Here is a 13,517-nt window from a genome sequence, read left to right on the forward strand (position 1 = left end):
CCGCGCTGCAAATCCCCCGTGAAAGGCGTCCATCGAAATGTCCGCTCCTGTTCATGCAAAGGTCGTGATTGTTGGCTCTGGCCCCGCGGGCTACACGGCGGCGATCTACGCCGCGCGCGCGATGCTCGAGCCGATCCTGATCCAGGGCATCCAGCCGGGCGGCCAGCTCACCATCACCACCGACGTCGAGAACTATCCGGGCTTCGCCGACGTGATCCAGGGCCCTTGGCTGATGGAGCAGATGGAGAAGCAGGCGGTCCATGTCGGCACCAAGATCGTCACCGACCTCGTGACCAAGCTGGAGACCGGGCGACGGCCGTTCCGCCTCACCTGCGACAGCGGCGACGTCTATCTCGCCGAAACCGTGATCCTCGCCACGGGCGCGCAAGCGCGCTGGCTCGGGCTTCCATCCGAAGGGAAATTCCAGGGCGGCGGCGTCTCGGCCTGCGCCACCTGCGACGGCTTCTTCTACCGCGGCAAGGAAGTGATCGTGGTCGGCGGCGGCAATACCGCGGTCGAGGAAGCGCTGTTCCTCACCAACCATGCCTCGCAGGTCACCATCGTGCATCGTCGCGACCACTTCCGCGCCGAGCGCATCCTGCAGGAGCGTCTGTTCAAGCACCCGAAGATCAAAGTGGTCTGGGACTCAGCCGTCGACGAGATCTGCGGCACCGAGAACCCGAACAAGGTCACCCATGTCCGCCTCAAGAACGTCAGGACCGGCACGCTCACCGAGCTGAAGGCCGACGGCATCTTCATCGCCATCGGCCACGCCCCGGCGACCGAGCTCGTAAAGGACCAGGTCAAGCTCAAACCGTCGGGCTATGTCGAGGTCGCCCCGAACTCGACCGCCACCTCGGTGCCCGGACTGTTCGCCGCCGGCGACGTCGCCGACGAGACTTATCGCCAGGCCGTGACGGCCGCAGGCCTCGGCTGCATGGCAGCGCTCGAGGCCGAACGTTTCTTGGCCCTGCGCGCCAGCGAGCGCGCTGCAGCGGAATAAAGATCATGGCTCGATCACGCGACGGATTTACGGATATGGACTGGGACAAGCTGAAGGTGTTTCACGCGGCGGCTGAAGCGGGCAGCTTCACGCATGCGGGCGAGCAGCTCGGCCTGTCGCAATCGGCGGTCTCGCGCCAGGTCTCGGCGCTGGAGCAGGAGCTCTCGGTCTCGCTGTTCCACCGCCACGCCCGCGGCCTGATCCTCACCGAGCAGGGCGACCTCCTGTTCCGCACAGCGCATGACGTGTTCATGCAGCTCCAGGCGGCGCGCGCCAAACTGACCGACAGCCGCGAGCGGCCGAGCGGCGATCTCAAGATCACCACCACGCCCGGCGTCGGCATCAACTGGCTGATCCCGCGGCTCGGCGAATTCACCGCGCTCTATCCGGAGATCCGGATCTCGCTGATCGTCACCGACGAGGAGCTCGACCTGTCGATGCGCGAGGCGGACGTCGCGATCCGGACCCGCAAGCCGACGCAGCCGGATCTCATCCAGCGCAAGCTGTTCGCGATGGGCTTCCACGCCTATTGCTCGCCGGATTACATCAAGCGCTTCGGCACGCCGCGTACGCTGGAGGAGCTCGACTCCCACCGCATCATCACGCTCTCGGACGGCAACTTCGCGCCGCATCTTCAGAACCGCAACTGGCTGGTCGAAGCCGGCCGCAACGGCTCGGGTCCGCGCGAGGCCTATTTCAGGGTGAACAACATCCTCGGCCTGGTGCGCGCCTGTCAGCAGGGCCTCGGCATCGCCGCGCTGCCGGACTATCTGATCGAAGAGCAGAGCCGTCTCGTGCAACTGTTCGGCGAATCGGATTCGATCCAGCTTGATACGTATTTCGTCTATCCCGAGGAGTTGAAGACGGTCGCGCGCGTGCAGGTGTTCCGCGACTTCGTGGTGAGCAAGGCGCAGCGCTGGCCGTCCTGATTTCCGCATGTCTGACATGCGGCCTCGGCTGTTGCTGCATGGCGTTGGGCAAGCTCATAATGTTTGCACGCTGAGCCTTCGCGTTGCGCATTTGTCCCCCTCCTCCAGTGGCGCGGGAGTTCAGTAATCCCTCTTGGAAGGTGATTGTGTCGGCCTCACGTGGCCAATACCTTAAGCCGGGCTCGTTCGAGCCCGGCTTTTTTTCTGTCCAATTCGGTATTCGCCTTCCGCGTGTATTGACAGTTCCACGTATCGCCCGCATCATTTGCAAATGATCACGAAGTCGTGCGCAATCGTCTCGAAAAAAGGCCCCCGCCCGGGGACCTCGGATTTTTGCGCGCGCTAACTACGCTTCGTCATTGCAGCAAATCCCGAAAACCCCGCCACCTGGACGGGGTTTTTTCATGTGCCCTCCGTCTCAGGTTTGTTCCCGAGAAGGAGAACTGGACATGACCGACCTGCGAACGCATCTGCACGGACTCTGGCTGCCGCTGGTGACGCCGTTTCGCGACGGCAACCTCGACGAGACGTCGCTGCGGCGGCTGACGCGGCATTACAGCGGACAGGCCGTCGACGGCTTCATCCTGGGGGCGACCTCCGGCGAAGGCATGACGCTGCGGGACGCCGAGCTCGAACGCCTCGTCGCCATCGTGCGCGACGAGATGACGGCCGGGCGCCGCACCATTCCCATCTGTCTGGGCTTATCGGGCGCGGACACCTCGCGGCTGAAGGAGCGCCTCGATGAAACCGCGGACTGGCCGATCGAGGGGTACCTGATCGCGAGCCCCTATTATGTGCGGCCGTCGCAACGCGGGCTCCTGGCGCATTTCGAAGCACTCGCCGACCACGCCGCCTGGCCGCTCGCGCTCTACAACATCCCCTATCGCTGCGCGGTCAACATCACCAACCAGACCATGCTGCGGCTCGCCGAGCATCCCAACATCGTCGGCCTGAAGGATTGCGGCGCCAGCCGCGAGCAATCGATCGCGCTGCTGCGCGACAGACCCGAGGGATTTCGCGTGCTCACCGGCGAGGATGCGAACTATCACGAGGCGCTCGTCGACGGCGCCGACGGCGGCATTGTGCTCTCAGCCCATGTCGAGACCGCGACGTTCGCGGCCGTGTATGCCGAGCTGAAGCGCGGCAACCATGACGCGGCGCAGACGCGCTGGCAGGAGGTCGCCGAGCTAACGCGCCTGTTGTTCACCGAGCCGAGCCCCGCGCCGGCCAAGCACTGGCTGTGGCGCAGCGGCCTGATCGACAGCCCCGAAGTGCGCCTGCCGATGGTGGAAGTGAGCAGCGAGCTCGCCGCAACGATCGACCGCGAGATCGAGCGACGGACGAAAGTCGCGGCGTAGCTCCACCCTCTTCACCTCACCCACATGTGGCCTTGCGAACGAACCGGTTGGCTCCGGTTCGAACGGCCGCGTGCTGCCCGACGAAAGCCTCCTCCGGACATCAACCGATGCGAATTCACCGATCGCTGTGCGCCCTCAAGGCCCTGTGGCAACACCTGACATCCGTGAAGGGTTACCGATGGGCCGGCAAATATCCGGCGTCGCCCTGGCTGCGCCGCGACATCGGCCTGTGCGAGGAGGTCGTGATGCGGGAGTGGAATTGGAGCGACGAGATCAGGCGCAAATATAGCGGGTGGGTTTAGCGAGGCTCGCCTCCCGTCCCTTGAGGGCGGGGCGATCGCATTTGATTGCTTGGCGGGGGCCTGAGCGCGCGCCTCGTCCTTCGAGACGACCGCTTCCAGCGGTCTCCTCAGGATGAGGCTAAGCGGCATCTTCGAAATTGCTGCCGCACACTCCGTCCTCATCCTGAGGGCCCGCCGAAGGCGGGCGTCTCGAAGGATGGGCCGCAGAGCAGCGGCCTTAAATGCGATTGCCCTGCCCTGGAGGGGGAGGGGAAGAACCACCGTGGTTAACCGCGCCCCAATCGCCTTCGCATCCGCCGCATGGTGCATCCACGTCGCGTTTACGCTCTGGCGCCTATCGTCGTCCTCCAAAGCCTTAAAAAGGGGGAATGACCATGGGACATCGCAGCCGGCCGACGGCCGCACAGCAATTCGCGCCCGCCGATCTTTTGCGGGGAATCCTGGTGGTTTCGTCGTTCGGGTTCTGGGCGGTGATGCTCGGCCTGATGCCGGTGCTGCTGTTTCGGGTCTGGCTCGTCGACTGACGAGGGCCGGCGCGGATGGTTAAACGGAGGTCACAAATGCGCTCAAAATGCGAGCGGCGCTGCAAGCCGGAATCTTAAAACATCTCGCTTAGCGTGACGCCCATAAGCGAAGAAATCGCGGGGGCGTTTGTGAATAGTCAGAATGAAATGGTGTCGCATTACGGCGCCGGACAGCAGAGCTTTACCACCGAGCAGAACTTTACCACCGGGGACATTCTCTGGGCCGTCGGCATCTGGTCGGTGATCCTGACGCTGTCGCCGGTCATCGTGTTCTACATGCTGATGGTGGCGTAGAGCGCAGCGCATCGTCATCCCCAAAACGCAAAACGCGCGGAGATCCACGCGTTTTCCGTCCGGGGAATGATTTATGAAAAATTACGCCGCCTGCTTATGCATTGCGCCGGACGCCGACGCCGTGCCGCGAATGGCCTTGACCGAACGCTCGATCGCCGCCCACAGCCTTGCAATCTCCTGAGCCGCACGGCTCTCGGCCTGATACTCCCGCGCGCCTTCGCCGTGGCTGAGCGCCATCAACAAATCCGAACGATTGGTGATCTGGCCGCCCCACACCGGCGCGCGGAATTTCGCCAGGGCTTCGCGGGCGATAGTGACGATCGGGCTTTCGGCTTCGTCGCGCTTGGCCGGCGCACCGTTGAGCACGACCGCATAGGGCTTGCGCGCGGCGCGGCACATCTGGATGGTCTCCTGCACCGCGTTGACGTCGAACACGCCGGGACGGGCGGGAATCACCACCATGGTGGCGTTCTTGATCGCGTCGTCGACGACGGCCGAGAGGTTCGGCGGCGTGTCGATCAACACCCATTCATAACCGTCGCGCTTGGCAGCGGAGACGATGCCGCTGACGGAGTTCACGGCGGACTTGATCGGCGGTTCGTTGGTGCCCCGCAGCTTGTGCCACAGCGTGAGCGACCCTTGCGGATCCGCGTCCACGAGCATGACCTGTTTGCTCGCCTTGATCTGCGCGGCGAGATGCGCGGCCAGGGTACTCTTGCCCGAGCCGCCTTTACGCGATGCAAAAACAATAACGTTCATACCTTCGGCCTCCAGATTGACCCCAGGCTCCGAAAATGAATCAGCGCGCTGATTCGGGAAAGAAAAATTTACCGGGAGTTGCTCTGCCGCCACGAAATAACAAGGCGTGTTGGCTTTTGAGTCACACTGCCGCGCGCGACAACGATACGAGCGGCAATGAAGCGCCTTTCGATGCGCGCAATCGTTGGTTTCTTGAGCAGCGAGAAGGGGAAAGCCGGAATGCAACCTTGCCGCGCAAACCGTGACGCGACTCTTTTCGACCGCCTGTGGCGGTAATTGCCGCAAGCAGGCGCGCAAGGCGCGCGAACAAAAGGAGTCCGGTAGCTGTCGCGGAGCCGATGCCATCGCGCGCGAAGCCGCGCGCTTCGCACGGTTGCCTGGGCCCGAGTTTCAGGGAAGGAACGCGCTTGCCGCGCTCAGCCTTCGGATTTCTTCTTCTTGGTCGCCTTCGGCGCCGGCTTGGTGCTCTTCTTCGCGGTCTTGGGCGCGATGCGGGTCGGCTTGCCGGCGCGGGCTTCGCCCGGCTCGGGCCCCCGGCGGAAGAACACCTTGCACTGCGGTGAGAGCTGCGCCTTCTTCTGGATCATGCAGGCGGTGATGGCGTCGACGTTCGGAACGAACTCGCCGCACAGCCGCATCGCATCCGGCGTGCAGGCCTGCTGCTCTTCCTGCGAGTAGGCGAAGCCGGCGCCGGGGTGGACCAGCACGGCCAGGGCAAGCCCCGACATGGCAGCAAGAACGGACTTCCTGAAGTGAAACGCCGGCATCGATCCCCCCAATGTCTGGTCGGGGCGGAGTGTGGGTGAACCGCCGTTCGTTGGCAACGAGGGCGGGAGCGAAAGGTCGGAACGTGTGCGCTCTCGGCAACAGGGCGGTCAGTGCGGCGCCTTCTCCGCTGTCGTCGCCCGGCTTGACCGGGCGACCCAGTATTCCAGAGGCACCAAAACGTTCCCCGAGAGGCCGCGGCGTACTGGATCCCCCGCCTGCGCGGGGGATGACGGCTGTGGGTGGGGAAAGGCTCCGCGCTACCCGCTAACCCCCTGCCGGAATTGGCGAGATCGGGGTTGGCCGAGCACGTCAGAGAGACCCTCCAACAAAAACCGCGAAAACAACCCCATGCACAGTAGCCGGGGTCTTGATATGCCCAGTGAAATCGCTCCTTGCGGATTTTACGAAGCGGTTTTGACTCGTCGGGCAAAACAGGGGCATGATGGCATCATCGAGAGTGCGTGGGGTGGTCGGCTGATATCCCCGTGAGGAGAGGGGGCGCATGGCCACCGTGTTGATCGTCGCGCCGGTGTTTGCCCTGATCGCATCAGGCTATGCCGCGGTGCTGTTTCGCTTCGTCTCGGAAACCGCGCACAAGGGCATCTCCGAATTCGCCTTCAGCATCGCGATCCCTGCCCTGCTGTTCCGCACCATCGTCGTCTCGGAATTCCCCGACGTCAGCCCCTACCGGATGTGGGGCGCCTACTACGGCGCGCTCGCCATCACTTGGATCGCGGCACTGACGCTCTCGGCGCTGCTGCGCGCGCGGCGCGAGGACCGCGAAGACGGCGTCGTGTTCGCGATCGGCTCGGTCTACGGCAACATCGTGATGCTCGGCATTCCCCTGACGCTCTCGGCGCTGGGCAATGAGGCCGCAGGACCGATGGCGCTGATCCTGTCGGTGAACACGCCGCTGCTCTGGCTCTGCGGCATCCTGCAGATGGAGCTCGTCAGCCGCAAGCGGACCGGCTCGGCGCTGACGGTGATCTGGCCCGTGCTCGCGGATCTCGCGCGCAACCCGCTGATGCTGGCGATCGGTTTTGGCGTGGTCTGGCGCTTCACCGGCCTCGGCCTCAATCCCGTCGTCGACCGGACCATCGAGCTGCTGGCGCAGGCGGGTTCGCCGGCGGCGCTGATCGCGCTCGGCATCAACCTGTTCCGCTTCGAGGTGAAGGGCGAGATGTTGAGCGTCGTCGTGATGAGCGCGCTAAAACTGCTGGCGATGCCGGCGGCGGCGTTCGTGCTGGCCAAGCTGCTCGGCTTGCCGCCGACCGCGGCCGGCGTCGTCGTGCTGTTCGCGGCGATGCCGACCGGCGCGAACGCGTACATCTTCGCGGTCCAGTATCAGCGGCTGGTGAACCCGGTGTCGGGCGCTGTCGCGCTGGGCACGCTGCTGGCGGCGGTGACGTTGCCGGTGGTGGTGATGGTGGTGGCGGGGGTGAGGTAGGTCAGTGCGCGCCGCCAGCCGGTGAATCATCAGCTCAAGCAGCCCAGTCCATAATCGCGTCAATGAAAGTCTGAGCCTGGCGGATCGCGTCCGCCCTCGTCGCACAGACACCGACCGACACGGTTCGGCCCTTTCCGACCGTCCACTGCCAGCCGGGCAAATAGCGCATTCTAGCAATCGAGAAGCTGACGCCGCGATGTTCCACGGAGGACCTCCGCTGACATGTTGCTGTGCGAAAAGACTACGCGAAATGATGAATGCGGTCCAGCGGGGACGGCCGACAGACGTGGTTCCTGTCAGGCTTTCAGGAACCGTGACGGAAGCTCGACCCGACAGATCGAGGAGCATCGTCATCGTAATTGTATGAGCTTCAGGTTATGAGCCTCACTGCCGAAAGGGCTATTGAACAGGCTGGCCCGCGCGCCAGGCCATCTCCCAGAAGTCTGCCTCGAGTCGGGTGGCTTCCTTGAAGATCGCAATCAGCTCTGCCTCGCGGGCCGGCGTGGCGTAGAGATCGGCGAGATGCTCCATGTGCGCCCGCGCCTTGGCAGCGACCTCCTGGTACGGCGCGCCGGCGTACTCGGCGATCCAGACGCGATAGGCGTTCGTCGCGGCGTCCGCATCGGGTCGCGAGGCGAGCCGTGTGGCGATCTCCGCGTACCCGATCACGCAGGGGGCAAGCGCCACCTTGAGCGCCAGCAGATCGCCGCGCATTCCCGCGTCGAGCACGTAGCGTGTATAGGCCAGCATCTCGGCCGCCGGAGGGGTCTGTTCAAGGTCTGTCGGGGACAGACCCCAATCGGCGCAGAGCTTCACATGCAGGTTCATCTCGACATCAAGGATGGCCGAAAGGCCGGCCGCTGCTTCACGCATGTCGGCAAGTCTGGGCGACTTGTAGACCGCGAGCGCGTAGGCGCGAGCAAACTCGATGAGGAACAGGTAGTCCTGAACGAGGTAGTGACGAAACGCCGCTTCGGGGAGCGAGCCGTCTGCCAATCCGTCCGTGAAGGGATGCTCGGTGTAGGCCCGCCACTCAACGGATGCTTCTGTCTTGAGACGCTCGAAGAAACTCACGATCTTTTTCGCCCGGCTTGCTTGTCCAAGAACGTCCTCGGCTCGCTACCGATAGCGCATTGCGAACCGAGGAGCTACGGTGACCGCGGACAAAACTGGCTTTGAGCAGCGTTGCGGATGGGGCACTCCCCGCGTCGAGAGTTTTGTGCACTGTCACCGTAATGGCATGAAAGGCGCGGCCGATGTCCATACCCAGGTGCAAGAACCTCGGCTGGCCGACCTTCCCTAAGGGCCGTTTTTCTTTGCGCATATCTGGCCACACGCAAAAAACCGCCAAGGTCTCCCTCGACGGCTCGTGCCGTTGCATTTGAGTAGAGGTACTGCGTCGAGCGGTGCTCGAACGCAGCCCGTGCTTGCTCTTATTTGGACGCACACGACCTTCAATGAGGCCGGTGGGTGCGTTGCCACTGTGTCGGGCCAACGATCCCCGATCCTTATCACATGTGACTGGCGGCGATGCTCTTCAAGCCAGCACTGCTGTCCCGTTCGATGAAATGGCAAAAGCAGATTTTCCAATTAAGTCGCTGCGCTCCAGCCCGCTGCGCGGGAGCCAGAGGCGAGAGGTCGGTAGCCAGTTGAGAGGATATTGGTGGCAGTGGAGAGCCCCGTCCTGAGAATCGAGGCGTAGTCAACCTCACTCAGGAAGGAGCTCGGCGCCAAGCTCACTGACCGGTGGCCGCCGGCAGCACTAAACCGAAGTCGCCTGATCTCGTGGAGTTTCGTGCACTGTCACCGTAATTCCGGTTCAGTATCAGCGGCTGGTGAACCCGGTGTCAGGCGCGGTCGTGCTGGGCACGCTGCTGGCGGCGGTGACGTTGCCGGTGATGGTGGTGGTGATGGTGATGGTGATGGTGATGGTGGTGGCGGGGGTGAGGTAGGGCTGGCGGAATAATTGGGCGCGCCAGTCGAATCAGCTCCGCAGACGGCGCTAGATGATGTATTAAGCGCAATGTCAAACACAAAATGATGTATTCCTCAGGTATGTTCCCCTTGCGGAACTATAGGCGCCTGACCACATCACGTGTGCCTTCGGAATTGGCCGATGGGCGCGGTCGTTGAACCTGTCAACTTGTTGCACTAACCAAAGCGCGGCGCTGATGATCAGCACCGGCCAGGTGTCCTGCAGCGACGAGACTGCGAGCATAGCTCGTACCTCCACGACTACATTGTACTGCCTTGTGTTTTCTAGACCCGCGTCGGAATTGGCCGCGTACTGCAGCGGAAATGATCGACGGATTAAGGCGTGCGTTTGGGGGACGTTCGGCTTCGGCCGAGGCTCAGGGTCAGAGCTAGTCCTCCAAACTCTGCACAGGAGCCAACTTGGTCGTCGATTGGTTCAGACCTCGCGGATACCGGCACTTTGATGCTCAGGTGGGGGCCTCCTTCGCCGAACGAATTTCGCAACCGGAAGCCGTGGAGCGACATTCGTGGTTGCCATTGATCCACTATGAAAAGCGAACCAAGAGATACAAGCCGAAGGACGGCAAGACCGTCTTCAAGCTCCGGCCGATCATGTATGCGTCACATCGAGATTCCTGCATCCTATCTAAGTATGCTTGGGATCTGTCGCACCGACTTGATGAACACTATGAGAAGTCGAAGCTCGGACGACATGTCATCGCCTATCGAAAACTAGGGAAATCAAACTATCATTTTTCCGCGGACGCGCTGCAGTTCGCTCGATCAAGGTCGAAATGCATCGTTCTATGTTACGACGTCAGTGGATTTTTCGATCATCTCGATCATCGGATTTTAAAAGACCGGCTAAAACGCATCCTACAGGTCTCCGAACTTCCACCGGATTGGTTTCGTGTACTGCGGCATGTAACCCGGTATCACTGGATCGAAAGGCAGGCGATTGCGGATCACCCTCAGTTTGGGCCTAAACTGTCTCTGAAGTCGCGTGAACCCATTGCCACGATAGCCGAAATCCTCGCAGAACGCATTCCGATAAAATCCAATCCCAATAGGTTCGGAATCCCACAGGGAACACCAATTAGCAGCGTGTTCTCCAACCTCTATATGCTGGACGCCGACGAGAAGATGGTTGACCTCTGCGAGAAGCGCGGAGCTTTGTATCAAAGATACTCTGACGACATTCTCATTATTTGTAACGCCGAAGATGAAACGAAGATCACGTCAACATTCGATCTTCAACTTAGTGAGCACCAACTTGCGCTCAACAAGGACAAATCCGAGCGAGTGGTTTTCGACAACGCCAGTTTGGAGACGTTTCAATACCTCGGCTTCAACATTTCTTCCGAGGGGGCAGTAATCAGACCTGGCTCACTAGCTCGACAGTGGAGAAAAGCCCGACGCAGCATCTCACGCACAAAGAAAATCGGAGCTGCCGCCATAGCATCCGGGCAAGCGTCCAAAATCTTCACCAAGAAACTCCGAAAGCGCTTCTATCCTGTCGGCCTGCGAAATTTTTCGTCCTACGCGCGCAGGTCGGCCAAGGCGTTTGGTAGCAAGAAAATAGTCCGGCAAGTCCTCCGTCTCGAACGTATGATCGACAGAGAATTGCGCGATCTAGATACGACTTGAAAATCCAAACATCTCAACTAACGAAGTACCAGCATCGGGCAACGTTACACAGTGAGAGTCCTATTGTGCTCCGCTTGCGAGACTTGAGGCGGAAGCGCAAATGGTCGTCGCGCTGCACGTGGCCCACCACAATCTCTGCCGTATCCATGAATCCTGCGCACGACGCCAGCGAACGCTGGGCATCGCTGAGCGGTCTTGAAGCATTACGCAGCTTGTGATGCCCGCCTCTATGGCCCTGCACTGACCAGCGAGGCACTGCCGGATCGGCGCTAGAAGTTCGTAGTAAATTCAGTGAGTGAGGGGAAACACGGCCAACGAAAAACCCTTGCGGAATCAATGATTCTGATACTCTGCCGTCTGAGGAGATTCGCATGGCAGATCCGACTTACAATTTGAATGGTGGCTTTAAGCCAACAATGAAAAGGTTCGCTGACCTCAGCGGACCTGATTTTTTCCCTACTCCGCCATGGGCCACGTTCGCTTTGATCGACAACGAAAAATTCAGCGGCGAAATTTGGGAGAGCGCGTGCGGCGACGGGACTATGTCCCGCGTGTTGGAGCAGACTGGACAACTCGTCCGTAGCTCCGACTTGTACGACCGCGGCTACGGCGAAGTCGGCTTTGATTTTCTTGAGCCAAAATGGTCGGCCGACAACATCATTACCAATCCGCCGTACAACTGCGCTGAGGGTTTCGTCGCAAGCGGCGTCAAACATTCAAACCGTAAGTTCGCGCTACTTTTGCGGCTGGCCTTTTTAGAGGGCGCTAATAGAGCAAACACGATCTTCGCCAAGATACCGCCCGCCCGCGTCTGGGTTTTCAGCGAGCGCATTACTTTCTATCCGAGCGGCATCGAGCCGAAGGGCAGCGGAACAACTGCTTATGCTTGGTTTGTTTGGGATAAAGACGCGCCGGGCCAAACCGAATTGAAATGGTTGAAGCCCGGCTACAAAGCTAAGTTCGCTTAGAGTCTTGAAGGACTCGTCGGAAGCGCAAGCCCTCCGGGTATGGCAGCGAGTTTTCCTTCGTAGATGGCATTGCCAGGTGAGTTCTTATGGGACGTGATGTTACGTACTTGTTGCTCCCAGATGGCCTCGTTGGGGCGCGTCTCGGATTGCTTCATGTCTTCCTCTGATAGTCGTAGATGCTTTGGTATTTCGGCCACAAGGTCTTGAATGGTCGCCTGACCACTGGTGCGACTCTTCAAAATTGCCTCAACTGCTCTGGCGACTTCATCCTCGGTAACGCGTGACATTGTTCCCTCCTCCGTTGAGTAGAGTCCAAAGATGGGTTCGCGTTATGGTAGTTGGAGTCGGTAAAACTACGGGAAAGTTGAATGGCCCCTACTCGTATCTGCGAGTGGCTTATTTTCGTCCAGCACCCTCGCATATGCGCGGCTGACAGGATGTCACCACGGAAACAAATGGAGGGCGTTAAATCGCTAGTCAGCTGCCGGCCGAGCAGACTTATACCACCATAGAATTTGGCTAAGGGTCTTCTGAGACGAAGCGCTGGTACAGTTGGGTGGGCTCGAACCACCGACCTCCTGTTCCACAGACAGGCGCTCTAACCAACTGAGCTACAACTGCATCCTTGCGAGCCGCCTTGGGCGCCTGGGAACAGGCCGGTCACCGAGGGGGGCTGGACGGGGCGGAAACTAGGTGCAACGGCCGTTTTTGGCAAGGCCGCAAAGGGGCGGAATCCACCCTCAAACGACGTTATTTCCAAAGGAAAACCCGGGCCTGGGCCCGGGTTTCTTAATCAATCCGGCCCGATCGCTCAGGCGGCGGGCGGGTAGAGCTTCGAGGCGCTGGCCTTGATCGGCTCGGCGGCGGCGGTTGCGGCGCGCTGGGCGATCTCGGCGAGCTCCTTGGCCTGGGCCTGGAAGGTCTCGAGCTGCTTCTTGCCATGGCTGCTCCAGAGCGCGAACGCATCCGACGGCGACGTCACGCCGAGCAGCTCCTGGGTGAAGTCCAGATGGGCGGTGGTGTTGGCCTTCATGAACTCCATCAGCTTGGCGGTGTACTCGTTCGCGCCCTTGCTGGCGGACGAGAACACGGCCTCGATGGTGCCGTTATGGCTTTCGGCCGCGTCCTTGAACTTGGCGTAGCTCTCGCGGGCCTGCGAAACGCCCTTTTCGGCGAACGCACGCATCTGCTCCGGCACCTCGAACGGGATGATGGAGGCGGAGAATGGATCAGTCGCACCTGTCATTTTGGTCCCTCACGGTCATGGAAAAATGGAGTGAGCCTTCTGGCGCGCCCGCCGGCCAACCGGGGCCCTCCTGTTGGCGGGTACGAAGACTGGATACGCGTAACGAAAAAGATGGCTCGTCCAACGCCCAGCAGTATCGCTGCGTATCATGTCAACTTTGTGCAGCGCAATGCGATCCGGGGTGCGCAGGGAAAATTTAATCCCGGAGAGGATGAGGTTCCTGCCTGAGGGAACCCGTGGTTGAGGTCGTCATTCCGGGGCGCGGGCGGAACGAGGGAGCCCGGACTCCATCGGGCCG

General features: G+C 61.2%; 14 protein-coding genes and 1 tRNA gene. 9 read left to right on the forward strand and 6 right to left on the reverse strand.

Translation table 11 applies throughout. The annotated features are described in order from the left end of the window. Positions 1-37 precede the first annotated feature (37 nt). The 6 genes from trxB (at position 38) to A3M7_RS47460 (ending at position 4,410) form a co-directional block, all read left to right on the forward strand. Positions 38-1,003, forward strand: a complete 966-nt coding sequence (gene trxB / locus A3M7_RS0132460; RefSeq protein WP_027547668.1) for a thioredoxin-disulfide reductase — start codon at positions 38-40, stop codon at positions 1,001-1,003. Positions 1,004-1,008: 5 nt separating this feature from the next. After that, entirely contained in the window at positions 1,009-1,932 is a 924-nt protein-coding gene (locus tag A3M7_RS0132465) for a LysR family transcriptional regulator (RefSeq protein ID WP_027547669.1), read from the forward strand. A gap of 449 nt (positions 1,933-2,381) precedes the next feature. Further along, positions 2,382-3,290 (forward strand): 4-hydroxy-tetrahydrodipicolinate synthase, encoded by a 909-nt coding sequence (locus A3M7_RS0132470; RefSeq protein ID WP_027547670.1) that lies wholly within the window; start codon positions 2,382-2,384, stop codon positions 3,288-3,290. Positions 3,291-3,397: 107 nt separating this feature from the next. Next, entirely contained in the window at positions 3,398-3,592 is a 195-nt protein-coding gene (locus A3M7_RS49060; protein ID WP_027547671.1) for a hypothetical protein, read from the forward strand. 374 nt (positions 3,593-3,966) lie between these two features. Further along, a complete protein-coding gene (locus tag A3M7_RS49975) occupies positions 3,967-4,116 on the forward strand; it encodes a hypothetical protein (RefSeq protein ID WP_198033842.1) in 150 nt (49 codons plus the stop codon). 129 nt (positions 4,117-4,245) lie between these two features. Next, positions 4,246-4,410, forward strand: a complete 165-nt coding sequence (locus tag A3M7_RS47460; protein ID WP_198033844.1) for a hypothetical protein — start codon at positions 4,246-4,248, stop codon at positions 4,408-4,410. A gap of 81 nt (positions 4,411-4,491) precedes the next feature. Here A3M7_RS47460 and A3M7_RS0132490 read toward each other — a convergent pair whose 3' ends face one another. Together A3M7_RS0132490 and A3M7_RS0132495 are read right to left on the reverse strand one after the other, a co-directional pair. Then, on the reverse strand, positions 4,492-5,169 hold the full coding sequence (locus A3M7_RS0132490; RefSeq protein WP_027547672.1) for a ParA family protein: 678 nt from the start codon (positions 5,167-5,169) through the stop codon (positions 4,492-4,494). Between the two features lie 416 nt (positions 5,170-5,585). Then, positions 5,586-5,936, reverse strand: a complete 351-nt coding sequence (locus tag A3M7_RS0132495; RefSeq protein ID WP_027547673.1) for a hypothetical protein — start codon at positions 5,934-5,936, stop codon at positions 5,586-5,588. Between the two features lie 503 nt (positions 5,937-6,439). On the opposite strand from A3M7_RS0132495, the gene A3M7_RS0132500 reads away from it, so the two are divergent. After that, complete coding sequence (locus tag A3M7_RS0132500) at positions 6,440-7,384, forward strand: AEC family transporter (protein WP_027547674.1); 945 nt, start codon at positions 6,440-6,442, stop codon at positions 7,382-7,384. A 399-nt stretch (positions 7,385-7,783) separates the two neighbouring features. Here the strand turns inward: A3M7_RS0132500 and tenA are convergent, their stop codons facing one another. Then, entirely contained in the window at positions 7,784-8,458 is a 675-nt protein-coding gene (tenA, locus tag A3M7_RS0132510; protein WP_027547675.1) for a thiaminase II, read from the reverse strand. Between the two features lie 1,320 nt (positions 8,459-9,778). Between tenA and A3M7_RS45930 the strand changes: the two genes are divergently transcribed. Both A3M7_RS45930 and A3M7_RS0132525 read left to right on the forward strand, forming a co-directional pair. Continuing rightward, positions 9,779-11,005, forward strand: a complete 1,227-nt coding sequence (locus A3M7_RS45930; protein WP_027547676.1) for a reverse transcriptase/maturase family protein — start codon at positions 9,779-9,781, stop codon at positions 11,003-11,005. 371 nt (positions 11,006-11,376) lie between these two features. Beyond that, positions 11,377-11,973 (forward strand): hypothetical protein, encoded by a 597-nt coding sequence (locus tag A3M7_RS0132525; protein WP_049823810.1) that lies wholly within the window; start codon positions 11,377-11,379, stop codon positions 11,971-11,973. On the opposite strand, the gene A3M7_RS49065 is transcribed toward A3M7_RS0132525, so the two are convergent. The 3 genes from A3M7_RS49065 to A3M7_RS0132535 all read right to left on the reverse strand — a co-directional run bounded on the left by A3M7_RS49065 (position 11,970) and on the right by A3M7_RS0132535 (position 13,219). Then, entirely contained in the window at positions 11,970-12,260 is a 291-nt protein-coding gene (locus tag A3M7_RS49065; RefSeq protein ID WP_156937036.1) for a hypothetical protein, read from the reverse strand. The two genes, A3M7_RS0132525 and A3M7_RS49065, sit on opposite strands and share 4 nt — an antisense overlap. Before the next feature lie 257 nt (positions 12,261-12,517). Beyond that, a tRNA-His gene (locus tag A3M7_RS0132530) sits at positions 12,518-12,594 on the reverse strand. A gap of 190 nt (positions 12,595-12,784) precedes the next feature. Continuing rightward, positions 12,785-13,219 (reverse strand): phasin, encoded by a 435-nt coding sequence (locus A3M7_RS0132535; protein WP_027547678.1) that lies wholly within the window; start codon positions 13,217-13,219, stop codon positions 12,785-12,787. Positions 13,220-13,517 lie beyond the last annotated feature (298 nt).

The sequence above is a fragment of the Bradyrhizobium sp. WSM2254 genome (genome assembly GCF_000472645.1).
GTDB classification, from domain to species: domain Bacteria; phylum Pseudomonadota; class Alphaproteobacteria; order Rhizobiales; family Xanthobacteraceae; genus Bradyrhizobium; species Bradyrhizobium niftali.

Excerpts from the sequence above, each read along its gene's own strand:
- A3M7_RS49065 (WP_156937036.1), bottom strand. The coding sequence starts at position 12,260 with ATGTCACGCGTTACCGAGGATGAAGTCGCCAGAGCAGTTGAGGCAATT.
- A3M7_RS0132490 (WP_027547672.1), bottom strand. The coding sequence starts at position 5,169 with ATGAACGTTATTGTTTTTGCATCGCGTAAAGGCGGCTCGGGCAAGAGT.
- A3M7_RS0132535 (WP_027547678.1), bottom strand. The coding sequence starts at position 13,219 with ATGACAGGTGCGACTGATCCATTCTCCGCCTCCATCATCCCGTTCGAG.
- A3M7_RS49975 (WP_198033842.1), top strand. The coding sequence starts at position 3,967 with ATGGGACATCGCAGCCGGCCGACGGCCGCACAGCAATTCGCGCCCGCC.
- A3M7_RS0132465 (WP_027547669.1), top strand. The coding sequence starts at position 1,009 with ATGGCTCGATCACGCGACGGATTTACGGATATGGACTGGGACAAGCTG.
- A3M7_RS0132470 (WP_027547670.1), top strand. The coding sequence starts at position 2,382 with ATGACCGACCTGCGAACGCATCTGCACGGACTCTGGCTGCCGCTGGTG.
- A3M7_RS49060 (WP_027547671.1), top strand. The coding sequence starts at position 3,398 with ATGCGAATTCACCGATCGCTGTGCGCCCTCAAGGCCCTGTGGCAACAC.
- trxB (WP_027547668.1), top strand. The coding sequence starts at position 38 with ATGTCCGCTCCTGTTCATGCAAAGGTCGTGATTGTTGGCTCTGGCCCC.
- A3M7_RS0132525 (WP_049823810.1), top strand. The coding sequence starts at position 11,377 with ATGGCAGATCCGACTTACAATTTGAATGGTGGCTTTAAGCCAACAATG.
- A3M7_RS0132500 (WP_027547674.1), top strand. The coding sequence starts at position 6,440 with ATGGCCACCGTGTTGATCGTCGCGCCGGTGTTTGCCCTGATCGCATCA.
- A3M7_RS0132495 (WP_027547673.1), bottom strand. The coding sequence starts at position 5,936 with ATGCCGGCGTTTCACTTCAGGAAGTCCGTTCTTGCTGCCATGTCGGGG.